Annotated in this window: 25 protein-coding genes and 3 tRNA genes; 12 read left to right on the top strand and 16 right to left on the bottom strand. The window is 60.4% G+C overall.

The genetic code is table 11. The features are described 5' to 3' along the window. Nucleotides 1-263 precede the first annotated feature (263 nt). The 3 genes from ACLEJQ_RS12615 to ACLEJQ_RS12605 form a co-directional block, all read right to left on the bottom strand. A tRNA-Leu gene (locus ACLEJQ_RS12615) sits at nucleotides 264-348 on the bottom strand. A 58-nt stretch (nucleotides 349-406) separates the two neighbouring features. Beyond that, a tRNA-His gene (locus tag ACLEJQ_RS12610) sits at nucleotides 407-482 on the bottom strand. A 41-nt stretch (nucleotides 483-523) separates the two neighbouring features. Next, nucleotides 524-600 (bottom strand) — tRNA-Arg (locus ACLEJQ_RS12605). Between the two features lie 281 nt (nucleotides 601-881). Here ACLEJQ_RS12605 and folD point away from each other — a divergent pair. Then, nucleotides 882-1,736: a bifunctional methylenetetrahydrofolate dehydrogenase/methenyltetrahydrofolate cyclohydrolase FolD gene (folD, locus tag ACLEJQ_RS12600; RefSeq protein ID WP_440795378.1), complete on the top strand. Its 855-nt coding sequence runs from the start codon at nucleotides 882-884 to the stop codon at nucleotides 1,734-1,736. A 279-nt stretch (nucleotides 1,737-2,015) separates the two neighbouring features. Next, nucleotides 2,016-2,954 (top strand): D-alanyl-D-alanine endopeptidase, encoded by a 939-nt coding sequence (gene pbpG / locus ACLEJQ_RS12595; RefSeq protein WP_440795376.1) that lies wholly within the window; start codon nucleotides 2,016-2,018, stop codon nucleotides 2,952-2,954. 176 nt (nucleotides 2,955-3,130) lie between these two features. Here pbpG and ACLEJQ_RS12590 read toward each other — a convergent pair whose 3' ends face one another. Then, nucleotides 3,131-3,328, bottom strand: a complete 198-nt coding sequence (locus ACLEJQ_RS12590) for a DUF6021 family protein (protein ID WP_440795375.1) — start codon at nucleotides 3,326-3,328, stop codon at nucleotides 3,131-3,133. A gap of 101 nt (nucleotides 3,329-3,429) precedes the next feature. Further along, nucleotides 3,430-4,107 (bottom strand): peptidase C39 family protein, encoded by a 678-nt coding sequence (locus ACLEJQ_RS12585; RefSeq protein ID WP_440795373.1) that lies wholly within the window; start codon nucleotides 4,105-4,107, stop codon nucleotides 3,430-3,432. A gap of 224 nt (nucleotides 4,108-4,331) precedes the next feature. On the opposite strand from ACLEJQ_RS12585, the gene ACLEJQ_RS12580 reads away from it, so the two are divergent. Further along, entirely contained in the window at nucleotides 4,332-4,496 is a 165-nt protein-coding gene (locus ACLEJQ_RS12580; protein ID WP_440795372.1) for a hypothetical protein, read from the top strand. Nucleotides 4,497-4,566: 70 nt separating this feature from the next. Here the strand turns inward: ACLEJQ_RS12580 and ACLEJQ_RS12575 are convergent, their stop codons facing one another. Next, nucleotides 4,567-5,316, bottom strand: a complete 750-nt coding sequence (locus ACLEJQ_RS12575) for a TerC family protein (protein ID WP_440795371.1) — start codon at nucleotides 5,314-5,316, stop codon at nucleotides 4,567-4,569. A gap of 26 nt (nucleotides 5,317-5,342) precedes the next feature. Continuing rightward, nucleotides 5,343-5,594 carry a hypothetical protein gene (locus ACLEJQ_RS12570; protein WP_440795370.1) on the bottom strand — a complete coding sequence of 84 codons (252 nt, stop codon included), beginning with the start codon at nucleotides 5,592-5,594 and terminating at the stop codon, nucleotides 5,343-5,345. A gap of 140 nt (nucleotides 5,595-5,734) precedes the next feature. Between ACLEJQ_RS12570 and nhaR the strand changes: the two genes are divergently transcribed. Next, a complete protein-coding gene (gene nhaR, locus ACLEJQ_RS12565) occupies nucleotides 5,735-6,631 on the top strand; it encodes a transcriptional activator NhaR (RefSeq protein ID WP_440795368.1) in 897 nt (298 codons plus the stop codon). Here the strand turns inward: nhaR and ACLEJQ_RS12560 are convergent. Beyond that, the gene (locus ACLEJQ_RS12560; protein WP_440795366.1) at nucleotides 6,628-7,788 is read right to left on the bottom strand and encodes an MFS transporter; all 1,161 of its coding nucleotides are present in this window, start codon (nucleotides 7,786-7,788) and stop codon (nucleotides 6,628-6,630) included. The genes nhaR and ACLEJQ_RS12560 overlap by 4 nt on opposite strands. Before the next feature lie 273 nt (nucleotides 7,789-8,061). On the opposite strand from ACLEJQ_RS12560, the gene sstT reads away from it, so the two are divergent. Continuing rightward, the gene (gene sstT, locus ACLEJQ_RS12555) at nucleotides 8,062-9,294 is read left to right on the top strand and encodes a serine/threonine transporter SstT (RefSeq protein WP_440795364.1); all 1,233 of its coding nucleotides are present in this window, start codon (nucleotides 8,062-8,064) and stop codon (nucleotides 9,292-9,294) included. A gap of 338 nt (nucleotides 9,295-9,632) precedes the next feature. On the opposite strand, the gene ACLEJQ_RS12550 is transcribed toward sstT, so the two are convergent. Further along, entirely contained in the window at nucleotides 9,633-10,142 is a 510-nt protein-coding gene (locus ACLEJQ_RS12550; protein ID WP_440795362.1) for a DUF1993 domain-containing protein, read from the bottom strand. A gap of 129 nt (nucleotides 10,143-10,271) precedes the next feature. Here ACLEJQ_RS12550 and ACLEJQ_RS12545 point away from each other — a divergent pair, with 129 nt between their 5' ends. Next, nucleotides 10,272-10,916, top strand: coding sequence for a YceH family protein (locus ACLEJQ_RS12545; RefSeq protein WP_440795360.1), 645 nt, complete (start codon nucleotides 10,272-10,274; stop codon nucleotides 10,914-10,916). Nucleotides 10,917-10,919: 3 nt separating this feature from the next. On the opposite strand, the gene ACLEJQ_RS12540 is transcribed toward ACLEJQ_RS12545, so the two are convergent. Continuing rightward, complete coding sequence (locus tag ACLEJQ_RS12540; RefSeq protein ID WP_440795358.1) at nucleotides 10,920-11,741, bottom strand: shikimate 5-dehydrogenase; 822 nt, start codon at nucleotides 11,739-11,741, stop codon at nucleotides 10,920-10,922. A 178-nt stretch (nucleotides 11,742-11,919) separates the two neighbouring features. Here ACLEJQ_RS12540 and ACLEJQ_RS12535 point away from each other — a divergent pair, with 178 nt between their 5' ends. Then, nucleotides 11,920-12,273 carry a hypothetical protein gene (locus tag ACLEJQ_RS12535; protein ID WP_245142885.1) on the top strand — a complete coding sequence of 118 codons (354 nt, stop codon included), beginning with the start codon at nucleotides 11,920-11,922 and terminating at the stop codon, nucleotides 12,271-12,273. 110 nt (nucleotides 12,274-12,383) lie between these two features. Here ACLEJQ_RS12535 and ACLEJQ_RS12530 read toward each other — a convergent pair whose 3' ends face one another. The 5 genes from ACLEJQ_RS12530 to ACLEJQ_RS12510 form a co-directional block, all read right to left on the bottom strand. Next, nucleotides 12,384-13,904: a nucleobase:cation symporter-2 family protein gene (locus ACLEJQ_RS12530; RefSeq protein WP_440795356.1), complete on the bottom strand. Its 1,521-nt coding sequence runs from the start codon at nucleotides 13,902-13,904 to the stop codon at nucleotides 12,384-12,386. Nucleotides 13,905-14,013: 109 nt separating this feature from the next. After that, nucleotides 14,014-14,841: an arylamine N-acetyltransferase family protein gene (locus tag ACLEJQ_RS12525; protein ID WP_440795354.1), complete on the bottom strand. Its 828-nt coding sequence runs from the start codon at nucleotides 14,839-14,841 to the stop codon at nucleotides 14,014-14,016. A gap of 106 nt (nucleotides 14,842-14,947) precedes the next feature. Further along, on the bottom strand, nucleotides 14,948-15,742 hold the full coding sequence (gene xth, locus ACLEJQ_RS12520) for an exodeoxyribonuclease III (protein WP_440795352.1): 795 nt from the start codon (nucleotides 15,740-15,742) through the stop codon (nucleotides 14,948-14,950). A 69-nt stretch (nucleotides 15,743-15,811) separates the two neighbouring features. Then, entirely contained in the window at nucleotides 15,812-18,388 is a 2,577-nt protein-coding gene (locus ACLEJQ_RS12515) for a bifunctional diguanylate cyclase/phosphodiesterase (protein WP_440795350.1), read from the bottom strand. Nucleotides 18,389-18,455: 67 nt separating this feature from the next. Continuing rightward, on the bottom strand, nucleotides 18,456-20,027 hold the full coding sequence (locus ACLEJQ_RS12510; RefSeq protein WP_440795348.1) for a sensor domain-containing diguanylate cyclase: 1,572 nt from the start codon (nucleotides 20,025-20,027) through the stop codon (nucleotides 18,456-18,458). A gap of 416 nt (nucleotides 20,028-20,443) precedes the next feature. On the opposite strand from ACLEJQ_RS12510, the gene chrA reads away from it, so the two are divergent. The 5 genes from chrA (at nucleotide 20,444) to ACLEJQ_RS12485 (ending at nucleotide 24,423) form a co-directional block, all read left to right on the top strand. Further along, nucleotides 20,444-21,811 (top strand): chromate efflux transporter, encoded by a 1,368-nt coding sequence (gene chrA, locus ACLEJQ_RS12505; RefSeq protein WP_440795346.1) that lies wholly within the window; start codon nucleotides 20,444-20,446, stop codon nucleotides 21,809-21,811. Nucleotides 21,812-21,970: 159 nt separating this feature from the next. After that, nucleotides 21,971-23,122 (top strand): mechanosensitive ion channel family protein, encoded by a 1,152-nt coding sequence (locus tag ACLEJQ_RS12500; protein WP_440795344.1) that lies wholly within the window; start codon nucleotides 21,971-21,973, stop codon nucleotides 23,120-23,122. A gap of 106 nt (nucleotides 23,123-23,228) precedes the next feature. Continuing rightward, nucleotides 23,229-23,543 carry a type II toxin-antitoxin system RelE/ParE family toxin gene (locus tag ACLEJQ_RS12495; protein WP_440795342.1) on the top strand — a complete coding sequence of 105 codons (315 nt, stop codon included), beginning with the start codon at nucleotides 23,229-23,231 and terminating at the stop codon, nucleotides 23,541-23,543. A gap of 2 nt (nucleotides 23,544-23,545) precedes the next feature. After that, on the top strand, nucleotides 23,546-23,833 hold the full coding sequence (locus ACLEJQ_RS12490; RefSeq protein WP_440795340.1) for a helix-turn-helix domain-containing protein: 288 nt from the start codon (nucleotides 23,546-23,548) through the stop codon (nucleotides 23,831-23,833). A 101-nt stretch (nucleotides 23,834-23,934) separates the two neighbouring features. Next, the gene (locus tag ACLEJQ_RS12485) at nucleotides 23,935-24,423 is read left to right on the top strand and encodes a hypothetical protein (protein WP_440795338.1); all 489 of its coding nucleotides are present in this window, start codon (nucleotides 23,935-23,937) and stop codon (nucleotides 24,421-24,423) included. A gap of 50 nt (nucleotides 24,424-24,473) precedes the next feature. Here the strand turns inward: ACLEJQ_RS12485 and ACLEJQ_RS12480 are convergent, their stop codons facing one another. Then, nucleotides 24,474-24,722 (bottom strand): hypothetical protein, encoded by a 249-nt coding sequence (locus tag ACLEJQ_RS12480; RefSeq protein ID WP_440795336.1) that lies wholly within the window; start codon nucleotides 24,720-24,722, stop codon nucleotides 24,474-24,476. Nucleotides 24,723-24,738: the final 16 nt, after the last annotated feature.

Raw genomic sequence — 24,738 nt, 5'->3', positions numbered from 1 at the left:
CAAATACAGCTGATCAGCCCGAGGCTCTGGGACGACGCTTCTATATATAGAGGCGCAGCCCCCCCGAGCACAGAACGCCAAGCCCCCATCAGGAGACAGACGGCGTACCGCGCATCATCAAGAAACACAATGACCCGAAGCCGACCGCTGCGCGCCCCTCCGCAATCAGAACAGGCGATCAAGCACAAAAACCATGAAAACAAAAACGGCGCAGCCCTTTTCAGGTACTGCGCCGTTTTCTGCTATTTAAATAGCGACTTGTATGGTGCGGACGGAGAGACTCGAACTCTCACACCTTGCGGCGCTGGAACCTAAATCCAGTGTGTCTACCAATTCCACCACATCCGCGTAGCAAGCTTTTAAAGCAAAGGCGCCAGACTGTTAAATCTGGCGCCTTTCTAGAATATGGGGTGGACGATGGGGATCGAACCCACGACAACGGGAGTCACAATCCCGTGCTCTACCAACTGAGCTACGCCCACCATATTACCTTGTTGCCTTACTTGTGCCAAAGCTGCCTAATTGGCGCACCCGGCAGGACTCGAACCTGCGACCATCCGCTTAGAAGGCGGATGCTCTATCCAGCTGAGCTACGGGCGCCTTTTTAATCTGTATTCTTGGACGATTACAAACTAAGTGCTTTCAGTTTCACCGAGCTGAAACAACCAACTCCGCTCAACCTTCTTAACCAGTGCTAGGCTGCGCCCGACAAGTGCGACGAATGTTATAGACGGCCTGATAGGTCGTCAACTCTTTTTTAAAAAAAATTCATTTAATTAAAGGGGTTAGGGGAATTTGCAGACCAAGCGCCTTTGCCCTCACGCCCTGGCATGCGAGAATGCGTGCTCTTTTTTTCCCCTCTCGATGGTTAACCACGCGCAATGACTGCACAACTTATCGACGGCAAATCGATCGCCGCCAGCCTGCGCCAGCAGATCGCCCAACGAGTCACCGAGCGCCGCCAGCAAGGCCTGCGCACGCCCGGCCTTGCGGTGATCCTGGTCGGCAGCGATCCTGCCTCTCAGGTTTATGTCTCGCACAAGCGTAAAGACTGTGAAGAGGTCGGCTTCCTTTCCCAGGCCTACGACCTGCCTTCCGAAACCACTCAGCAAGCGTTGGCCGATCTGATCGATCGCCTGAACGACGACCCGAACATCGACGGTGTGCTGCTTCAATTGCCACTGCCTGAACACCTTGACGCCTCCAGGCTCCTGGAACGTATCCGCCCGGACAAAGACGTCGACGGTTTCCATCCTTATAACGTCGGCCGTCTGGCCCAGCGCATCCCGTTGCTGCGCCCCTGCACTCCCAAAGGCATCATGACGCTGCTGGAAAGCACCGGCGTGGACCTCTACGGTCTGGATGCCGTGGTGGTGGGTGCATCCAATATCGTTGGCCGCCCGATGGCGATGGAACTGCTGCTGGCCGGCTGCACCGTCACCGTGACCCACCGCTTTACCAGAGACCTGGCCGGCCATGTCGGTCGTGCGGACCTGGTGGTAGTAGCCGCTGGCAAGCCTGGCCTGGTGAAAGGCGAGTGGATCAAAGAAGGCGCCATCGTCATCGACGTGGGCATCAACCGCCAGGATGACGGCAAGCTGGTCGGCGACGTGGTGTACGAGACCGCCCTGCCCCGCGCTGGCTGGATCACTCCGGTGCCCGGCGGTGTCGGCCCGATGACCCGTGCCTGCCTGTTGGAAAACACGCTGTATGCGGCAGAGACACTGCATAGCTGATACCCGCCCTTGAAGCCTGGTCTCTTGCCCTGTGGGAGCGAGCCTGCTCGCGATAGCTTGGGTCCAGCCAACGTCTATGTTGGCTGACACACCGTTATCGCGAGCAGCCTCGCTCCCACCGTTGTTTCGGGCGCCAGGTATTCCCCGCATTAAACTTTATTTATTCAGCCGCCCCGGCGGTACAGGCGGGTAGCACTGTTGTCGCCCATACTCCTAGAATGCGACGTTTTTTAAAGTCGTTGCTCAACGGCACCTTCAACTCTATCCGAGTGCACTCGCGTGAAAATCCGTCTTTCGATCCTCAGCCTGTTTTTCGCTTTCACAGGTACCTTCATCACGCAGAATATCAACGCTCAGGAAACCATCGCGCCCCCAAGAGACACATCAAAGCTGCAAGTTGCCTCGGGCAGCGCGATCCTGCTCGACCTGCAGACGGACAAGGTTGTCTATTCAAGCAATCCGGATGTGGTAGTGCCGATCGCTTCGGTGACCAAGCTGATGACGGGCCTGGTAGTACTGGACGCCAAGCAGAACCTGGATGAGTACATATCCATGACCATCGCCAACACGCCCGAAATGAAAGGCGTGTTTTCCCGGGTCAAGCTCAACAGCGAACTGTCGCGCCGGGACGTGTTGCTGATTGCCCTGATGTCATCGGAAAACCGCGCAGCCGCCAGCTTGGCCCATCACTACCCGGGCGGCTACGCGGCGTTCATCGCGGCTATGAACGCCAAGGCAAAAGCCCTGGGCATGACCAGCACCCACTACGTCGAGCCCACCGGCCTGTCGATTCACAACGTCTCCACCGCCCGCGACCTGACCAAACTGCTGATCGCCGCGCGCAAATATCCGTTGTTGAGTGAATTGAGTACCACCAAGGAAAAGACTGTCACGTTCCGCAAGCCTGTCTACAGCCTGGGTTTTCGTAACACCGACCACCTGGTGCACAAGGCCAACTGGGATATCCAGCTGACCAAGACCGGTTTCACGAACGAAGCCGGCCACTGCCTGGTGCTGGTGACCAAAATGAACAATCGGCCGATGGCATTGGTCATCCTCGATGCTTTCGGCAAGTACACCCATTTCGCCGACGCCAGCCGGATTCGAAGCTGGGTCGAAACCGGTAAGAGTGCCAGCGTTCCGGCAGTGGCCCTTCAATACAAGGCGGCAAAGAATCTCAAGAGCCGCCAGAGCGGTGTGGTGGAAGCTTCCAAATAACCCGTCGTGGTCATTAGGGAACATAGATAACCCGTGGCGAGGGAGCTTGCTCCCGCTGGGCTGCGCAGCATACCCATTATTTGAGCGCTTCGCACTCAGGCGGGAGCAAACTCCCTCGCCACAGGTTCAGCGTCCCTCAACGAAAAGTGAGACGACCCGTCGGGCTTTTTTCGGGATCAAGGCTTCAGGTCGCCAAGCGGATCATGGGCCTTGGATTTCTCCCGCTCTTCTTTCTCATCCAACGGCGCCTTGGCCGGGCCTACCGGATCGACCTGTGGATCATCGAGATCCGGCGAGTCCGGATCGAACCCCAGATCATCGCCGGAAGAATGCTCGGAAGAGTGTGGACCCTTGGGTGTATCGGACTGTGCCATGCTTGCCTCCTCGAATCACGACCTGGAAACGCCAGGCCCTGATCGTCAGAGCCTCGGCCGTGGTGACTCGTGCCCGACAAGTGACGAACGGGGGCGCAGCATCAATGGGCCGCACCCAATGCATGAGTCGCCCGCGCAGCTGCTTGTTCCTGCCCTGCCCCGGCCAGATCCTGGGCAGCTTTCAACCAGCGCTGTGAGTCGACATTGGCCGGAAGTTGCGTGGGGCGCTGGAGCAATACCGCCCAGCCACCTGCGCTGGTGAAGGCTGACTCGAATGCAGCAAAGCTCAGCAATTGACGGCGATTCATGCCCGAACGCAGCAACACCGTCTGCTTCTGACGGTTGTAGCCGGCAACGATCCCATACCGCGGCTCTGCCCAGAATGCCGAACCGTCGATATAGCGCACGAGGACGGGATAACCGGCTGCAACCTGCTCAAGCAGCGCCGGTAATTTGTTGTCGAGGGGATACACCACCAACCCGTAATCGCGCGCAACGGTTTGCATGGTGCGTTGCAGATCCGCTTCGCCGCCCGGCAGGTGCAATGATTTCTCCAGCAACCCCGGCGTAATCACCGTGCCTTGCAAGGTCAGCAAGGCGGCCAGTGATTGCGGGGCACCCTGGTACATCTCGCCTCGATAGAAAGGCACGCTGTTGAGTTCCACCCGTTCGGGCAGGCGCTGGATCTGCGGCGACACGCTGCCCGCGCAACCCGCCAGGGCCGCGAGACAGGTCGTCGCCAGTACCAGTGATCGAAAAGAGGAAATTCCCGGCAACATGATGACTCTCTTGTACAGGCACCTGACATCCGAGCCAGGCTTGGGGGGTCGATCATAAGACGCTCACCGGCTCGGGTATAGCCTTAAACAACAGTCCCAGGGCTTTAATAGAACAAAGCGGTCCGCTGTTGATGCAGGCGAACGACTACCTGCAACACTGGAGCGGCTAGACTGTCCATTGTACTGAGTGCGTTGTCCCGAACCGGGATAAAAAGGAGGCACAGATGAGCCTGACCTCGACAATCCTGATGCTGATATTCGGCTGGCTGAGTGTAGCGACCGCCATGCTGTGGGGTGTGCTGCGGATTGCCCGGCGCCATCATCACGCGCCATCCGTCGGATCGAATAAAACCGTGAAAACCGCCCGGCGCCACGTCGCCGCGCACTGACCCAGAACTCTTTATTTCTCAAAAAAAAACCGCCCGGGCATCGACCCGGGCGGCTTCTGTCTGCCTCGAATCAAGCGTTGTCAGACAGCGCCTTCTGCTTCGCACGGCGCGACAGCATGTTCAGCACTTCGATTGCCGCCGAGAACGCCATGGCCGCATAGATGTAGCCTTTAGGCACATGGGCACCAAAACCTTCGGCAATCAGCGTCATGCCGATCATGATCAGGAAGCCCAGGGCCAACATGACCACCGTCGGGTTATCGTTGATGAACTTGGCCAACGGTTCGGCGGCCAGCAGCATTACCATAACCGACACCACCACGGCGATGATCATGATCGGCAAATGCTCGGTCATGCCGACGGCGGTGATGATGCTGTCGATGGAAAACACCAGGTCGAGCATCAGGATCTGGCCGATGGCGGCGGCAAAGCCCAAGGACACGCCAGAGGTGGCGGTTTTCGGATCATTCGGCGCAGGGTCCATGCTGTGATGGATTTCCGTGGTGGCTTTCCACAGCAGGAACAGGCCGCCGGCGATCAGGATCATGTCCTTCCAGGAGAACGCCTGGCCCAGGATATCGATCACAGGCTCGGTCAACTGCACGATGAAGGCAATGGTGCTCAACAAACCCAGACGCAGGATCAATGCCATACCGATACCGATCCGCCGCGCCTTGGCGCGATGCTGTTCGGGCAATTTGTTGGTCAGGATCGAGATGAAGATCAGGTTATCGATGCCGAGCACGATTTCCATGACGACCAGAGTAGCCAGGGCAATCCACGCGGTGGGGCTGGCGGCGAGCTGTAAAAGATAATCCATGGGTCAGTCCTGACAGATGTAATGCGTTAGAGAGTCTGGGTGGAGGGCTCGGATTCGTCGGCTTCGTCAGCCGGCTTTTTCTCGGGCTTGATCAGCCCGCCCGTGGCTTCGCTGAGGGCCTGTTCCGCTGCTTTATGAGTGTCATCGATGGCTTGTTTGGCGGTTTCGGCCGCCTGCCCCATCAGTTGCTGGGCACTTTTTTCCGCTTGGTCGCAGCTTGCCAAGGTCATTGAAGCCGTGGCCAGCAAAGCGGCCAGTCCTAAAGATTTATAGGTCATGAAAAAGCTACCTCTCAACGCGAGTTAGAGGGGCACGGAAGATGGCCCATCAGTGGCAGGCATTCTAGGGAGGAGAATACTTCAGGAAAATTCGTATTTTTGGCGGTTATACTTCGGCTTTTACGAACTGACGTGACCTCATGCTCAATTACCGGCAATTGCATTATTTCTGGGTGGTGGCGAAGACGGGCAGCATCGTGCGAGCCTGCGAGCAACTAAACCTGACACCCCAAACCATCAGCGGACAGATTTCGCTGTTCGAACAGACCTATAACATCAAACTGTTTCGTCGCGTCGGGCGGCAGTTGGAGCTGACCGAGGCCGGCCGTCAGACGCTGCCCTACGCCGAGCACATGTTCCAGCTGGGCGGCGAGCTGGAGTTGATGCTGCGGGCCCAGCCCAACGAACAGCAGACGCTGTTCCGGGTAGGCGTGGCGGACGTGGTGCCCAAGTCCATCGTCTATCGGCTGCTGGCGCCGACCATGGAGTTGAGCGAACCGCTGCGCATCACCTGTCGCGAGGACAAACTGGAACGGTTGCTGGCGGACCTGGCGATCCAGCGTCTGGACCTGGTGATTTCCGACAGCCCGATGCCAACCCACCTGGACATCAAGGGCTACAGCCAGAAGCTGGGAGAATGCGGGATCAGCTTTTTTGCCACCGGTGCGCTGGCCAACCGCTATGGGCAAGGCTTCCCTCGTGGTCTCAACGATGCGCCACTGTTGGTCCCCGGGCCTGAAACAGTCGTGGGCAGCCGCCTGCAACGCTGGTTCGCCGAGCAGCAGATCCAACCCCGTATCGTCGGTGAATTCGACGACAGTGCCTTGATGCAGGCGTTCGGTCAGTCAGGCAGCGGGATCTTCATTGGCCCGAGCGTGATCGCCGAAGAGGTGACGCGCCAGTACGGCGTCGAGGTGATCGGGCAGACCGACGCCGTACGCGAGTCTTTCTATGCCATCTCGGTAGAACGCAAGGTCAGCCATCCAGGCATCGTGGCAATTGCCGAAGGGGCGCGTCGCGAACTGTTCAGCGCCTAGCCCTCGACACAGCTTGCGCGAGGCTTGAAGGTCATCAGCAACAGCGCCAGCAGGATCGACACCAGGATAAACCCCGCGGCAGCGAAACCGACGCTACCAAGGCCCAGGGTATCGATCACCCGGCCACCGACCATCGCTCCCAGGCCGATCCCCAGGTTGGCACCGGCAATGTTCAACGAAGCGGCAAACGCCGGGGCCTCGGGAGCCGCCTTCATCAACCGCACATGGCTGACCAGAAACAACGCAGCCTGGGTCACGCCCCAGACCCCCATCGCCGCCGCCAGCCCGAGGGTCGAGTGAATGCTCGGCACCAGCGCCACCATGCCGCCGATCATGAACAGGCAGAACACCATCGACGCAATCAGCGGATGCCGGTCCACCGCACGGCCGCCCAGGGAATTGCCCACCAGCCCCACGGCGCCGAAGCCCATCAGGCACCAGCCCACCAGCGTGCCGTCGAATCCGGCGAGACGTTCGAGGATGTCCGCCAGGTAGGTGTAGGCGGTGAACATGCCGCTGAACACCAGGATCGATAACAGCACGTGGCCTTGCATCAACGGGCTGCGCAAAATATTGAATTGCGAACGGAAACTCACCTGCTGTTGATGCAGGTTGGTTTTCGGCAAGTAAATGAACAGCAGCAACGCCTTGGCGAACGCAATGATCGCCAGAATCGCGAAAGCGCTGCGCCAGCCGAACGCATCGGAGATCAGCGTGCCCACCGGAATGCCGAATACCGTCGCGCAGACGATGCCAAAGCCGATCCGGGCGATGGCACGGCCGGCGTATTCCGGCCCGACGATGTCCACCGCCGTTTCACTGGCGAGTGCCCAGAACACCGGCAGCCCAAGGGCGGGTACCAACCGGGCGACCGCCATCACCCAGATGTTGGGCGCGAATGTCGCCAGCAGATTGGCGAGCCCGAACATCACCAGCACACTGATAAACAACTTGCGCCGCTCGACGCGCGCGAAGAAAGCCGTCAGGAATGGTCCGAACGCCGCCACGGTAAACGCGAACAACGTCACCAACAGCCCGGCCTGCGGGATGCTGACTTGCAAGTCACGGGCGATGGAAGGCAGCAGGCCGACGATGATGAATTCCGTGGTCAGCACGGTGAAGCCGGCAGCCGACAACAGGAAAATGGGTAACAACATGCAAACTCCAGCAAAACGACAACACCAGCGTTCTAGCCCTGGGGCCCGCTGGCGGAAGATAAGTGAGAGGGACACAGCCTAACAGAATGCCTGCACCGGACAAAAGCGCAGTCATCCGGGTGACCCATCGTCACAGGTCCGTCAGATCTTTTACCGGGCTGTGTTAAAGTCGGCGCCCTGCAAACGCCGTACTTCTCGGTCTCCTCATGTGGCCTGCCCGCTTGTTGCCCTGATCCGTTGACCGTCGCACACAATAAAACCCGAGATGCCGATATGACCGCTTTATCCCCTTCTCTTCTTCAACGTCTTAAACGCACCGGCCTGGTGACGCAGATCGTCATCGGCCTGGTCATTGGCATTGCCCTGGCCTGGCTGGCGCCCGAGGTGGCGAAGTCCACCGCGTTCATCGGCAAGGTCTTCGTGTCCGCGCTCAAGGCCGTGGCGCCAATCCTGGTCTTCGTGCTGGTGATGGCATCGATCGCCAACCACAAGCACGGCCAGGAAACCCACATCCGGCCGATCCTGTTCCTGTATCTGCTGGGTACTTTCGCCGCAGCGGTGGTCGCGGTCGTGGCCAGCACGCTGTTTCCCTCCAGCCTGGTGCTGTCTTCCCAGGATGTCGCCGTCACTGCCCCGGGTGGCATCAGCGAGGTGCTGCAAAGCCTGTTGCTCAGCGTGGTGGATAACCCGGTGCGCGCACTGATCGACGGTAACTTCATCGGCATCCTGGCCTGGGCCATCGGCATGGGCATTGCCATTCGTCACGCAGGGCAGACCACGCGCTCGGTGCTGGGGGATCTGTCCGAGGGTGTGACCGTGATCGTACGGCTGGTCATCAGCTTCGCCCCCTTGGGGATCTTCGGGTTGGTGGCTTCAACCCTCGCCACGTCCGGCTTCGGCGCCCTGCTCGGCTACCTGCACCTGCTCACGGTGCTGATCGGCTGCATGCTGTTCGTCGCGCTGGTGGTCAACCCGCTGATCGTGTTCTGGAAGCTGCGTCGCAACCCCTACCCGCTGGTGTTCACTTGCCTGCGCGAGAGCGGCATTACGGCATTCTTCACCCGCAGTTCGGCGGCGAACATCCCGGTGAACCTGGAACTGAGCAAGCGCCTGGGCCTGCACGAAGACACTTATTCGGTATCGATCCCACTGGGCGCGACCATCAACATGGCCGGCGCCGCCATCACCATTACCGTGCTGGCCCTGGCGGCGGTGCACACCCTGGGCATCGCGGTGGACGTGCCGACGGCCGTGCTACTGAGCGTAGTCGCAGCCATTTGCGCTTGCGGTGCCTCCGGCGTGGCCGGGGGTTCGCTGTTGCTGATTCCACTGGCGTGCAGCCTGTTCGGCATCCCCAGCGAAATCGCCATGCAGGTGGTCGCGGTGGGTTTCATCATCGGCGTATTGCAGGACTCGGCGGAGACTGCCTTGAATTCGTCCACCGACGTGCTGTTCACAGCGGCGGCTTGCTTGGGTGAGGAGCAGAAGCTCGCGCGTACGGCTTGATCGTTGCGCTGGATGCGCAGCCGCTATCGCGAGCAGGCTCGCTCCCACAGGGGTTCCAGGGTGAATGCGAATCCTGAGACTACCCAGGAAACAGTGTGGGAGCGGGCTTGCTCGCGAAAGCAATAGACCAGACAAAATCACATTGCCTGACACGCCGTCATCGCGAGCAAGCCCGCTCCCACAGGGGATCTATGTGGAAGCAAATCCTGGAACCAACCAGGAACCCATGTGGGAGCGAGCCTGCTCGCGATAGCGGCGGTACATTCAGCGACAATGCATCAGACAAAAAGAAGCCCGGAACGGCGCAAACCGTCCCGGGCTTTTTTGCATCGGCGTGATCAGAACGCGCCCATGTAGTCCCGCTTGCCCACTTCCACACCGTTGTGACGCAGCAACGCGTAGGTGGTGGTGACGTGGAAGAAGAACTGCGGCAGGCCGTAGGTCAGCAAGTAATTCTGGCCAGTGAAGCGCTTTTCCTTCGGCGTGCCCGGACGGGTGACGATCTCGATACCTTCCTTGCCATCGATCTGCGCCGGGCTGATGCCTTCGATGAAAGCCAGCACCTTGGCGATCAGCGCTTGCAGGTCGGCGAAAGTGGTTTCGCTGTCGTCATACTTTGGCACTTCGATCTCGGCCAGACGCGCCGAAACGCCCTTGGCGAAGTCCACGGCAATCTGCACCTGGCGCACCAGCGGGAACATGTCCGGGTACAGCCGCGCTTGCAGCAGAGCGTTCGGCTCGATGTTCTTCTCGGTGGCGTGGGACTCGGCCTTGTTCAGCACGTCGCTCATAGCGTTGAGCATCTGTTTGAAGACCGGAACGGAAGCAGCGTACAGGGAAATAGTCATGGCAATCTCGTGCAAGTGACAGGAAAGGACAATCGAACGGAGGCGATTATAGCCACGGCGGGTTACGCAGCTTGTCTTTTATTGCGCAAGGATTAGGCTAGGCGGCTTCCACAGCATAGGGAACGCGCGATGACCATCGAAGAACAAAGCCAGGCCGCAGAACCACGGCTCAATAGCACGGAAATTCGCATCCTGGGCGCCCTGGTCGAAAAACAGGCGACCAATCCCGAAACCTACCCGCTGACCCTCAATGCCCTGGTCCTGGCCTGCAACCAGAAGACCAGCCGCGAACCGGTGATGAACCTCAACCCGGGCCAGGTCGGCCAGAGCCTGCGGGCGCTGGAAGGTCGCGGTTTTACCCGGCTGGTGATGGGCAGCCGCGCCGACCGCTGGGAACATCGGCTCGACAAGGCTCTGGAGCTGGTGCCGGCCCAGGTGATCCTGATGGGCCTGCTGTTCCTGCGCGGCCCGCAAACGGTCAATGAGCTGCTGACCCGTAGCGGTCGGATGCACGACTTCGAGGATGCCGAACAAGTGGTGCACCAGCTTGAACGACTGATTGCCCGCGGCCTGGCGCTCCTGGTGCCGCGCCAGGCCGGCCAGCGTGAAGACCGCTATGTGCACGCCATGGGTGACCCGGCGGACATCGAAGCGATCCTCGCCGCCCGCCAGCATCCCACCGAACGCCATTCCGGCGGCGTCTCGCTGGAGCGCTTCGAAGAGCTCGAAGCGCGGATTGCCGCATTGGAAGAGCGGCTGGCACGACTGGAATAGCGCCTACGCGGGCCGGGCAAACGCCACGGCTTTTTCAAACTGCTCCAGGCTTGGACGCACCCCGGTGTACAGCACGAACTGCTCCAGGGCCTGGATCGCGATCACTTCCAGCCCGGTGATGACTCGCTTGCCTTCGGCCCGGGCGCGCACGATCAACGGCGTTTCCGGCGGGATCGCCACCACGTCGAACACCGTTTCGGCGGCAGCGATGGCTTCAGGGGAGAACGCCAGCTGATCGGCCTCCGGCCCGCCGGTCATGCCGATCGGCGTGACGTTGACCAGCATCCGGGGCCGCGTCTCTCCCAACTCGGCTTGCCATTCGTAACCCAGGGACTTGGCCAGGGCTCGTCCAGTGGTTTCGTTGCGCGCCACGATCAAGCCGTTCTTGTAGCCACCATCGCGCAAAGCACTGGCCACGGCCTTGGCCATGCCGCCGCTGCCGCGCAGGGCAAAGCTTGTGTCCTGGGGCACCGCGTGAGTCTCAAGCAACTGGGCAACAGCGATGTAATCGGTGTTGTAAGCCTTCAAATGGCCGTCAGTGTTGACGATGGTGTTGATGGACTGGATGGCTGCGGCGGAAGGATCCAGCTCGTCGACCAGTTCGATGCAGGCTTCCTTGAACGGCATCGAGACCCCGCAGCCGCGAATGCCCAGCGCGCGAATACCTCGGACAGCACCTGGCAGGTCCTGACTGCTGAAGGCCTTGTAGTAGAAATTCAGACCCATCTGCTCATACAAGTGATTATGAAACCGCAGGCCGAAATTGCCGGGACGCCCCGAGAGTGACATGCACAGCTGCGTGTCTTTGTTGGGATTGATTTGCATGTTGGTTCCTTGCGTTCACTTTCGGACAGACGGAAGCACCGCCCCCACAGACCTTACACAATATTTACCCAACGGCGTGGCAAATCCTGGGAAAATCGCGGTCATAGCAAGTAACCCCGCGGCCCTCATCGGGTCTGTCACAGACCACAGGCGCCGGGGCCGGAACGAGGAACAAGCCATGAAGCGTAAACTTCCCTTAATCGCCCTGCTCGTGGGGGCACTCGCGGTCACCGGCCAGGCTAGCGCCCATGGCCGAGGTGGTTGGGAGGGGCCCGCCGTGTTTGGTGCTATCGTCGGTTCGGCCATCGTCGGCTCAGCCATCATCAACCGTGATCGGCCGGTGTACGTGCAGCAACAACCGGTCTACGTCCAGCCGCAGCCGGTCTATGTGCAACAGCCACCGCCGGTCTACTACCAGCCGCAGCCGGTGTACGTGGAGCAACCGATCTACTACCGTCCGGCACCGGTGTATTACGGGCCGCCACGGGGCTACTACTACGGCCCGCCTCGCGGTCATTACGGTCGCTGGTAACGCGCCTTTTATGTGACATAAAAAAACAGCCTGTGATCCTCGATCACAGGCTGTTTTTCATTCTGCACTTGGAAATACCTGTGGGAGCGAGCCGGCTCGCTCCCACAGGTTTAGACATGCTCGCTGCTTTTGAGCCGCACCGGGGCATGCTCGGCCGCTGAGTGGGGAGGCTCGGCCACCACCGGAATCTCATTGCCATCGCAATCGTGCAGCTTGCCATCACTGAAGTAATCCCCTTCGCGTAACGCCGCCAGGTCCTGGTAGCGCAACACCCGCTCGGTGCCGGCGACAAAGACCGATTGCTGGTCGGAGTTACCGGTGGTGAAGTGGTTGAACGCCAGATTCAGCGCGATTGCCATGATTGCCGAGGAACTGATGCCCGAATGGAAAATGGTCGCGAACCAGCTCGGGAAATGATCGTAGAAGTTCGGCGCGGCGATGGGGATCATGCCGAAGCCGATGGAGGTGGCGACGATGATCAGGTTCACGTTGTTGCGATAATCGACCTTCGACAGTGTGCGGATACCGCTGGCGGCCACCGTGCCGAACAGCACGATACCGGCGCCGCCCAGTACCGACGTCGGGACGGCGGCAATCACCCGGCCCATGAACGGCAGCAGGCCGAGCACCACCAGGAACACCCCGCCCGTCGCCACCACGAAGCGACTCTTGATCCCCGTCACGGCCACCAGCCCGACGTTCTGGGCAAAGGCGCTTTGCGTAAAGGAACCGAAGATCGGCGCGATCATGCTCGACAGCATGTCGGCGCGCAGGCCGTTGCCCAGGCGCCGGGAGTCGACCTTGGTGTCGATGATCTCGCCCACGGCCAGGATATCGGCCGAGGTCTCCACCAACGTCACCATGATCACGATGCACATCGACAGGATCGCGGCGATGTGGAAGGTCGGCATGCCGAAGTGGAACGGTGTCGGGAAGCCGAACATCGGGCCCTGGCTGACCGAGGAGAAATCCGCCATGCCGAGGAACACCGCGATCACCGTGCCGATGACCATCGCCAGCAGAATCGACAGCCGGGAGATGGTCGCACTGCCCAACTTGCTGAGCAACAACACCAACACCAGGGTAACCGCCGCCAGGCCGATGTTCGCCATGCTGCCGAAATCGGCGGCATGGCTGTTACCGCCCATCGCCCAGCGGGCGGCCACCGGCATCAGGGTCAAGCCAATGGTGGTGATCACAATGCCAGTGACCAGGGGTGGAAAGAACCGGGTGATCCGCGAGAATACCGGGGTAATCAGCAGACCGATCAGGGATGCAGCGACCACCGCCCCGAGGATGGCCTGGAAACCGCCCTCGCCTCCGGTGCCGACAATCGCCACCATGGTCGCAACGCCCGAGAACGACACGCCTTGGACCAAGGGCAACTGACAGCCGAAAAACGGCAGGCCAAGGGTTTGCAACAACGTCGCAAGGCCTCCCGCGAACAATGACGCCGCAATCAGCAGACCGATGTCCGCCGGTGACAGCCCGGCCGCCTGGCCGATGATCAACGGCACGGCGACGATACCACCGTACATGGTCAACACATGCTGCAGGCCGTAAGCCATATTCGCGCCGACGCCGAGGTTTTCGTCCTCGGGCCGTGGGAGTGAAACATGGGGCATCTTCATGGTTCGGGGTTTCCCTGTTTTTTGTTATGCGCACACTGTATTCAAAACTCAGGACAAATGTCCATAGAGTTGTATACAACTTATTGCACAGAACGCCATGAACCGAGCATCATGCCGCAGGCAGCAAAGGCTCCATCGCCGGTCGTAACAGCTCACGCGGCGGCACGCGCAGGCCGAATTCGGTCTCCAGCAGGTCTATCAATGCGTCCGCTTCAGTGATTGTCTTTCGCTCGCTCTCCTGCCCCATCCGATGCACGGCAAAGCTGTTGCCGTTGAGCGTCTTGCGCAGGCCGTCACCGGTACGGGCGACCATCAAACGGCCCTTGAACGGCGACTCGGGATGGCTGCTGACGTACCAGTTGCCGACGATGTAGTCGATGTCCTCTTGGCGTTGCAGGTCGAACAGGTACATCTGTCGCCACTCACCGGCGACATTGGCGCGCAACAGGTAGCCGTCCGTCTGGCTGTCGATGCGATACGCCTCGTGAGGAGTGAGCTGGCTATCACGGTTGTCCAGCAGCAGCGGCGCGGTGGGCACCATGCCACCGAAGCCGACATCGGTGATGTAGCGCACGCCGTCGAATGTCACCAGGCTGAGGCGGTGGGTCCGGGCTGGCCAGGCGCCTTCGGGCGCATTCATCACCACCCGCCCGCTGATGCCCCGGGCGTCGAAACCCAGCTCCAGCAACAGCGCCAGGAACAGTTGGTTGAGTTCATAGCAATAGCCGCCACGCCCCTGCTCCAACACTTTGCGCTCGACCGATGCGAGGTCGATAGGCACCGGCTGGCCCAGCAGCGTCGAGAGGGTTTCAAACGGAAACTCGGCGGTGTGTCGCCATTGAAGCTGGCGCAACGTTTCGAGGGTCGGAGGTGGTGGTGCGTCGAAACCCAGGCGTTGCAGGTAGCGGGCGGTATCGCTCAGTCTGGAATCGCTCATGAGGGTATCCTTTCCTGATCGGCGCAGCGCAACCAAGCGCACTGCTGTCGAGCAGGTATAAGGCATTCCTCATGCAGTGACAATGATGGCTGGGCGCTGCGCGCCCTTAGCGCTGTTTGCGCGACGCCAGCCGGATCCAGGTCGGCGCATGGTCGCTGGGATGAGGCTGGTTCCTGACCCAGGCATCGACGCCCGCCTCGCTCAGGTAAGGACTGGCCGCCGGGTTGAGCAACAGGTGATCGATGCGCAGCCCGGAATTCTTCTGCCAATGCTGGCGGAAGTAATCCCAGAACGTATAGATCCGCTCGTCCGGATACAGGTGGCGCAGCGAATCGGTCCAGCCCTGGTCCAGCAAGCGCTGGTAGCACTCGCGGCTTTCAGGCTGCAACAGCGCGTCCTTGAGCCACGAGCGCGGGTTGTAGATGTCCATGTCGGTGGGCACCACGTTGTAGTCGCCGGCCAGCACCACGGGATGATCGCTGGCCTGCAAATCCTTAGCATAGTCGATCAGGCGCTCGAACCAGGCCAGCTTGTAGTCGAACTTGGGCCCGGGCTGCGGGTTGCCGTTGGGCAAGTACAGGCACCCCACCAGCACGCCGTGCACCGCGGCTTCCAGGTAGCGACTGTGGCTGTCGTCTTCGCCACCCGGCAGGCCGCGGCGGCTTTCCAGCGGTTGCGCGTCCCGGGCCAGGATCGCGACGCCGTTCCACGACGCCTGACCATGCCAGATCGACCCGTAGCCCACCGACTCCAGCTCCGCCGCCGGGAAATCCTTGTCCGCTGCCTTGAGCTCCTGCAGACAGACAATGTCCGGCTGTTCGCGCTCCAGCCATTCCAACAGGTTCGGCAGCCGGGCCCGGATGCCGTTGATATTGAAGGTTGCGATGCGCAGTTTTTTCATGGGCCAGAACTCGAAATGCCAGGACATTAGCTGTGACCGACAACCGCTCGCAGTGGTTGCAATGGCGATTCAGGAAGCGGTCTTCAACAAGGGTCGCCCACTGTTCAGCAACTGCGCGAAGGCTTGTTTGTCGATGGGCCGGCTGAGGAAATAGCCCTGCACTTCATGGCACTCGTCCGAGCCCAACGAACCGAGCTGCGCCTGGGTTTCCACGCCTTCGGCAGTGACGGTCAGGCCCATGGCCTTGCCCAGGTTGATGATCGCCTGCACCACGGCGCGATCGTTGCTGCTGTTACTCATCGATGCGATGAAGCGCTTGTCGATCTTGATGCCATCGAACGGATAGGTGCGCAAATACCCCAGGGACGAATAACCGGTGCCGAAGTCGTCCATGTTCAAGCGCACGCCCAATTCCTTGAGGTCATTCATGACCTGGAGCGCCCCGTCCACGTCGTTGAGCATCACGTTTTCGGTAATTTCCAATTCCAGCCGACTCGCCGGGAACCGGGTTTCGATCAGCACCTTGCGCACGTCTTCCACCACATCACTGCGTTGGAACTGGGCCGGGGACAAGTTGACCGAAACCATCAGCTCCCCTGGCCAGGTCAATGCGGTTTCACAAGCCTCGCGCAGCACCCAATGGGACAGCGGGACGATCAGGTCGGTCTGCTCGGCCAACGGAATAAACGCGTCGGGGCCCAGCAGGCCCTGGGTCGGATGCTGCCAGCGCACCAAAGCCTCGACGGCGACGATCTCGCTGCCATCGACGGTGTAGCGCGGCTGGAAATGCAGGACGAATTCCCTGTTCTTTACCGCCTGGCGCAGGTCGTTTTCCAGTTGCCGGCGATGCTGGATCTGATCGTTCATCTGCGAAGCGAAATAGCACCAGGTTTTCTTGCCCTCGGACTTGGCCTGGTACAACGCAATGTCGGCGCAACGGATCAACTCGCCTGGGATGTAACCCTGGCGCCGGCTCACCGCAATGCCGATGCTGGCACCGATGTGCAATGAATGGGTTTCGTAATGAATCGGTTGCTGCAGGCTGTCGATCAGCCGTGCGCAGAACCGGTCGATCTCCGTGGTGCTGTCCATTCCGTTGAGCACCACCACGAACTCGTCGCCGCCCAGGCGCGCCACCAGGTCCTGCTCGCGGGTGCTGTCGCGCAGGCGCTGGGCCACCTCCAGCAGCACCGCATCGCCCGCCGGATGCCCGAGGGAATCGTTGATCGGCTTGAAGTTGTCCAGGTCCACCATCAGCAACGTCAAGGGCGCCGAGTGTTCCTTGGCTACCAGCGCATCGTCGAGGTATCGCGCCAATTTGTTGCGATTCGGCAGCCCGGTCAGCGCATCGTGCAGTGACAGATGCTGGACCTGGGCATGGGCCGCCACTTCATCGGTGATGTCACTGGCGGTACCGCGATAGCCCACCACTGCTGCCTTGTCGTAGATCGGGCGTGCCGACACCCGGCAGAAACGCAATTGTCCGGAATAGTCGCGGTAAGAGCAGCGCAGGTTGCCCGTGCTCTGCTCCTCGGTCAGTTTGCCTAGCCAATGGACAATCGGCGTCGTATCGCAATACAGCAACTGTTCGATGTCCTGTCCCAGCCATTGTTGATCCGAAAAACCAGTGACGGTATTGAAGCGCCCCGAGAGATAAGTGATGCGCTGCTCGCCGTCGATTTCCCAGATCCAGTCCGACGCCGCCTCGGCCACGGCGCGGAAACGCTCCTCGCTGGCTTCCAGGGCCAGGGTCGACAGTTGCAGTCGGTCGTAACTGGCATCCACATGGCGAGCGGTACGCAGCGCATAGCGAAAGAAGTAAGCGGTCAGCAGCGCCAGGATCAGCAACGCGCCGCCCAGTGGCGGTAGCAACGACCAGAGCAATTGATGCCCCGGCTGCTGCAAGTGGGACACGAGGCTGTAACCCGTACTGTCCAGGGGCACGGCGGGGCGGTCCGGCGCCAGCTCGGTGTCTCTCTTCAAGGTCAGGTCGGTCAGGCCATAGCTTTTGCCCAGTTTGCGCAGTTTCGTCGGCGTCAGCTGGTCGACGAACAGCAGGACCGAGGTGCCCTTGGCGTCGACCCGGGGACGCTCGTCATTAGGCAGGATCACCGATGCGGTGACGATGGCCGGCCAGCCGTTGAACAGGGTGTAGCTGATCACCGGCCGCGTCAGGTCGGCCTGGCCCTGCAGCTTCTCAACCAGCGGCTGCAACGGCGTATCGATGTAGCTCGCCGCGTCGCCCTGGACGTTTTGCCCGAGCACCACGGCGTACTTGGTGCGCTCGCGGTCGATGACAAACACACCTTCGTAGCCGTCCTTGGTGAACAGGGTCTTGCCCATGTTCTGCTCGGCATAGGCCCACTGCACATCGACTTCACCATTGAGGTGCTCGTAAGCGGTGGTCCAATAGGTGTAGCTGGCGATGTAATTCTTCGAGGCGGTGATGCGATTCTCAAGGGCGCGCTCGGTATAGAAGAGGGTCTTGCGCACGTCCTCCTCGTCGAGCTTTTGCGCGATGTTGAACAGCGCCGCCACCGCTACCAACAGGCCCAGTAGAAACATTGCGCCGAATGCCGCCACCAGGCGGCGGGTAATCGGCGTGTGACGCGCAACGGTTGAAAGGGGGTCGACAACGGAGTCCATTCAGCCTGCTCCTGTCCTGGGGTCCTGAGCAGTTGACTATGACAAGTTACCGATGATTCCAAAGAACTCAGCGATCCGAGCGCAGCAACGTGTCGAGCCCACCGTCCAGGTAAAACGCCGCCACCCTGTTGCGGCCGCTGTGCTTGGCCTGATACAAGGCGGCGTCGGCACGCTGGATGAACACTTCGATGCTGTCCAGGTTGCACGGGACGAAGGCGTAGCAGCCCAGGCTCACTGTGACGTAGCCGGTCGGCGAACCGGAATGGGTAACGTGTCTGGCGATGACTTTCTGGCGGATCTGCTCGGCCAGCACCATTGCTCCGTGCAGGTCGGTGTCGGGCAGCAACACCGCGAATTCCTCGCCGCCATAGCGCACCGCCAGGTCGGCCTTGCGATGGCAACACTCCCTGAGCACCTTCGCCAACTCCACCAGGCAATGATCGCCGGCCACATGCCCGTAGGTATCGTTGTAGCGTTTGAAGCAATCGATATCGAGCATGATCAGGCTCAGCGGGCTGCGCTGGCGAGCGCCTCGACCAAACTCGACCTCCAGGGCCCGCTCGAACAGCCGGCGGTTCGCCAGGCCGGTCAGGCTGTCATGGGTGGCAATCAGCTCCAGCGCTTCCTGAGCCTTGCGCAGGTCCGCCTCGATGCGTTCGCTGTTACGCACCTGGCGCGCGAACACCCAGCCAAACAGACAAATCCCCAGAACCACCAGCGCCACGATGAGACTGGATTGAAAGGCTCGGTCATGCCAGCCCGTCAGGATGGCTTCTTCGGACATGGCTGCCGTGACCACCAACGGATAGGCCTGCAAATGCTGATGGTTATACAGCCGGACGACACCGTCGACGGCGGAGCGGATGATCGCATCGCCGGAAACGGCACCTGGCAAGTCATGCCTGAAGAGATGTTCTTCGGCCAGCGGGCGGCCAATCCGCGCTTCATCAAAGGGCCGGCGCGCCAGCAGCGTGCCGTCGGACAAGGCCAGGGCCATCTCGCCTTTATCATCCAGGCTGAAGCTTTTGAAGAACCGGTCGAAGTACGACATCTTGATCCCGGCCAACAGCACGCCCTGGAAATTGCCGTCCCGGTCATTCACACGCCGGGACACCGGGATGATCCATTCGCCGTTCTGCCGACTGCGGATCGCCGGCCCGATATGGGCAACCAGGGAGGCGTTCTGCTGATGGAAAAGAAAGTATTCCCGATCCGCTACTCCCGGGCCCCTTTGCAATTTATCGAAGGAGGTCACGACCCAGTGGCCGTTTTTGTCGAACAGAAACAGACCATGCAACTGTTCGAGTGATTGCACGCGTCGAGCGAAAGTCTGGTGCAAGCGTGGCCGGGAGGCCGGGGCGAAACCGTCGACCTGGATCCAGTCGGCCTGACTGGCCAGAACCAGGTCGGCCTGCAGGAAAGTGTCCTGGGCCTGTTGCGCCATGGCCCGTGTCAGGTTGGCCGACGCGACGCGGGCCGACTCCAGGTCGTGACGCCGGGACTGCTCCAACTGCAAATAAAGCAAACCACACAAGCACAGGCAGACCGCCGCGATAAACGTCACCGCTGCCTTGAGCAGGGGTAGGCGTTTCAGGGCACCGCCGGGGGGATGGAGCGGATCGTGAATGGGGATAGGCAAGCGAGTTCCTGGGGAGGCAAAAAACATGAGCGAATTCGCTCAAAGCCGCCAACAGTCGAGAGCTTAGCCTACCGCTGGAGGGGCGGCAATTTGCCCGTATCGGGCAGCCGATAAGAGGCAAAATGGATCCAAAAAACCTCGATCCTTTTTGATTAACCACACCTTTCAAGATCGCTGAAAAACCCGTGGCGAGGGAGCTTGCTCCCGCTCGACTGCGCAGCAGTCGCCCTCTGTGCAAAAAGCGCCCTGGGCGCTGCTTCGCACCCCGGCGGGAGCAAGCTCCCTTGCCACGGATGACGGTGTTTGGCCCCGGGAAACGCTGCATTTTTTTCACCATCGAACATCACCGGGGCTATCTAAATCGAGCGACGCCCCCTAACGTATGATCGCCTTCAACCTCTGCGTGCCAACCAGCCATGAGTTCAGCGCCCGAAACCGTCGATACCTCTCTGGCCAGACCCTCGGCCGTCGGTCTGCGCGCAGCCTTCTGGTTCTGGTTCAAGTTGGGCTTTATCAGCTTTGGCGGACCGGCCGGGCAGATTTCGATCATGCACCAGGAACTGGTGGAGCGCCGCCGCTGGATCTCCGAGCGCCGCTTCCTGCACGCTCTGAACTACTGCATGCTGCTGCCAGGGCCGGAAGCCCAGCAATTGGCGACCTACCTGGGCTGGCTGATGCATCGGACCCGGGGCGGGGTCATCGCCGGGGCACTGTTCGTACTGCCGTCGCTATTCATTCTGATCGGCTTGTCATGGCTGTACGTCGCCTTTGGCGAAGTGCCGGTGGTGGCGGGTGTTTTCTACGGGATCAAGCCGGCCGTGACGGCCATCGTGGTGCATGCCGCCCACCGCATAGGCTCGCGTGCACTCAAGAACGGCTGGCTGTGGGCAATCGCCGCCGCGTCATTCACCGCGATATTCGCCCTGAACGTACCTTTCCCGTTGATCGTGCTGGGCGCTGCGGTGATCGGTTACGTGGGCGGACGCTGGGCACCGCAAAAGTTCAGCCTGGGCGGCCACGATGCCGCACGACGAACCTTCGGCCCGGCATTGATCGACGATGACACTCCCGCCCCGGCCCATGCCCGGTTCAGCACCTGGCGGCTCGCTCGCCTGGTGATTGTCGGCGCTCTGCTGTGGATGGTGCCGATGGGCCTGCTGACCCTGGCGTTTGGCTGGGAAGCCACCCTGACGCAGATGGCCTGGTTCTTTACCAAGGCCGCGCTGCTGACATTCGGCGGCGCCTACGCGGTCTTGCCCTACGTGTATCAGGGCGCGGTGGTGCACTTCGGCTGGCTGACGCCCACGCAAATGATCGACGGCCTGGCCCTGGGCGAAACCACGCCCGGACCGCTGATCATGGTGGTGGCGTTCGTTGGTTTCGTTGGCGGCTACGTGGCGCAGGTGTTCGGTGCCGACCAGGCGTTCCTCGCCGGCGCCGTCGCGGCCATGCTGGTGACCTGGTTCACCTTTTTGCCTTCCTTCCTGTTCATCCTGGCCGGTGGCCCGCTGGTGGAATCGACCCACAACGAGTTGAAATTCACTGCGCCGCTGACAGCGATTACCGCGGCAGTGGTCGGCGTCATCCTCAACCTGGCCTGCTTCTTCGGCTACCACGTGCTCTGGCCCAACGGATTCGGCGCGGCGCCGGACTGGCCGTCGGCGATCATCGCCCTCCTGGCGGCCGTTGCGCTGTTTCGCTACAAGCGCGGCGTGATCCAGGTGCTGCTGGCCTGCGGTCTGGCCGGGCTGGCGGTGCATCTGTTACGCCAGGGGTGGCAATAAAATTGAACACCCCTGTCGCTGCGTGACCTAACCAGGTTCATGGCCTTGCCACACCGTTACGCAACAATGGCAAGCGCCCGAACCCGAATGGCGATGACGCCACCGGACGAATACGAGACCGTCGTTCGCAGCGTTGTTGCCTGACGCAGGTAACGATCAATGGACTCAAGTACCCTCCAGTTTTTTACCGAAAACCAATTGCTTGGCATCTCTATCGCTAACTGGCTGCTGGCGCTCGGCGTGATGGTGGTAAGTTTTACCGTCGCCAGGGCCGGCATCGGCTTCCTGCTGCGCAACGTGCAAGCCAGGGCACAAAAACCTAACGCTTACGTCAGCCACATCGCCGTCGAAGTCTTATCCAGCACCAGCAACACCCTGTTATTACTGGCCTCGATCCTGATCGGCGTCGGCGTGCTCGACTTGCCGGAGCGCTGGCTGGCGCGGGTCAGCAGCCTTTGGTTCGTGGTCGCGGCCCTGCAGGTAGGGTTATGGGCCAACCGGGCCATCGCCCTGGTATTGCTGCACTACTTCGCCCGCCATAGCCACAGCGAAATCCACCAGAAAAGCGCACTCGCCACCCTGAGCCTTTGGGGCGCGAAAGTGTTCCTCTGGGCGGTCGTGCTGTTGGCGATGCTCTCCAATCTGGGCGTGAACATCACCGCGTTCATCGCCAGCCTCGGGGTCGGCGGCATCGCAGTGGCGCTGGCCGTGCAAAACATTCTCGGGGATCTGTTCGCTTCGCTGTCCATTGCCGTGGACAAACCGTTCGAAGTCGGCGATTTCATCGTCGTCGGGAGCCTGGCCGGTACGGTGGAACACGTCGGTCTCAAGACCACCCGGATCCGCAGCCTGGGCGGCGAACAGATCGTAATGGCCAACGCGGTGATGATCAGCACCACCATCCAGAACTACAAGCGGCTCCAGGAACGGCGCGTGGTCTTCGAGTTCGCCCTGCCCCAGGACTGCACCACCGAGCAGCTCAAGCAAGTGCCGGTGATCGTCGAGCGCACGATCAAGGCCCAGGAAAAGACCCGCTTCGACCGCTCACATTTTCGCGGTTTTGGCGAAAGCGCCCTGGAATTCGAAACCGTGTACATCGTGCTCGACCCCAGTTACAACGTCTACATGGACATCCAGCAAGCCATCAATCTGGGCATGATGGAAGAATTCGCCAGGATCGGCGTGTGCTTCGCCATCCCTGCACGCACGGTGCATGTGGCTTCGTTGCCGCAGATGACTGATCAATCTTCCAGCGATAATGACCGCCAGACCTCGCCGCAGGCCAGGGCTGAGTATCGGGCCCAGCACTGACTTGCATTGAACTCGTGCGAGAAGATTCGGTTACAACTCATCGGGTGCGCGTGGGGAAGTGGTTCAATAGGATTGCTCCAAAGTAAGCCACTGGCGTACATTAGCGATGATGTTTATTGAAACCCCGATTTTTACTCGTCGGGTCAAAGAACTGATGGATGAGGAAGATTTTGCAGCTTTTCAAAGGGTCCTGGTTCGTGATCCCACAGTTGGCGATGTAATAGAGGCTAGCGGAGGCATCCGCAAAATCCGCGTCGCAGCCAAAGGCCACGGTAAACGGGGCGGTGCGAGGGTTATTTATTACCACTTCGCTTCAGCTTCGCGGATCGCATTACTGATGATTTACCCAAAAAACGAGCAGCAAGAGTTAACCATCGATCAACGCAAAGCGCTGAAAACGATAGTTGAGAAATGGAGATAACCATGAGCAAATTTTTTGATGAGCTGATGGAAAGCGTGCAGCAGATGGATGAAATCGTCCGCGGGGAGCGCCAGCCTTCCCGAGAATTCATCGTCAATGCATTGCAAGTCAAAGAAATACGCAAGGCCACCGGGCTGACCCAAGCCAGATTCGCGGCGTTGATTGACGTCCAACTGGGCACACTTCGCAACTGGGAACAAGGACGACGTGAGCCAACCGGCCCCGCCAAGGCTTTGTTACGGGCGATTCATAACGATCCTGAACATGTAATCAACGCCTTGGCGGTTTAATACAGGCCCATGCTTCACTGACAACTACCTGACCCAGCGCAAACGAATAGCCCACCCCTTCAGCTAAGCTCAACCCAATCATCAAGAAAGGGACCATCGACATGAGTAAGGCAGACGCGCTGGCCGCCAAGTTAAGGCTTGCCCAGCGAACCCTGGCGGACACGGATCATTGTGCCGACCTGGCGATCGAGCATTGGCCCGCCCAGGTCTACGAGTTGTATCGCCAGATCGAAACCTGGCTGGCGCCGGTGTGCGAGGCTGGGCTGGACATCCGGCGCAACCCTACACATGTATTCGAAAGCCACTCCAGCGGCTCGACGTACAACTACGCCATCGACCAATTGCTGATCGAAGGCAACCATCGGCGCATCGAACTCGATCCGATTGCTCGCTTCTCCTCCCAGGGAGAGGGCTGCATCGAAATCCATATGAAGGGGCAACAGCGCTGCTTGGTTCGAACCGTCGGCGCGCATGGAGAATCGCTGTGGCATTTACAGGCGCCGCGTTCGAGCGACCAGCCACAACCCGAGCCGCAGGCCTTGGACGAAGACGCGCTGCTCTCACTGGTGGAAGAAGGGCTGGGGCTGTAACGCAAATGGGCGACCGCAAGGGTCGCCCATTTTGTACCGGATGGAACCGATCAGCCGATGATGGGAGTGGTTGGCGTGATGACGACGTCAGACGCGCCCTCAATCAATGGCGATATCGACTGCACAGCATTTCCCGCGACAAGCTTGCTCAGGGCGCTGTCGATCTCGTCTGCCGCCCCTTGCGCGAATTGGGCGTCTGCCCAGATCCAGTAGCGGTCAGACATCAGCCCGCCCACCGCTTGCGCACACAGTACTTCGCTACTGAGCCCCATTTTCCCCGCAGCAGCAATCACGGCCATGAGGGCTTGCTCTAAT

This window comes from Pseudomonas sp. SMV71 (genome assembly GCF_052042015.1).
In the GTDB taxonomy this organism is placed as follows: Bacteria; Pseudomonadota; Gammaproteobacteria; order Pseudomonadales; family Pseudomonadaceae; genus Aquipseudomonas.
Note: the sequence above shows the minus strand (reverse complement) of the source record. Positions and strands in the feature narration are given on the sequence as shown.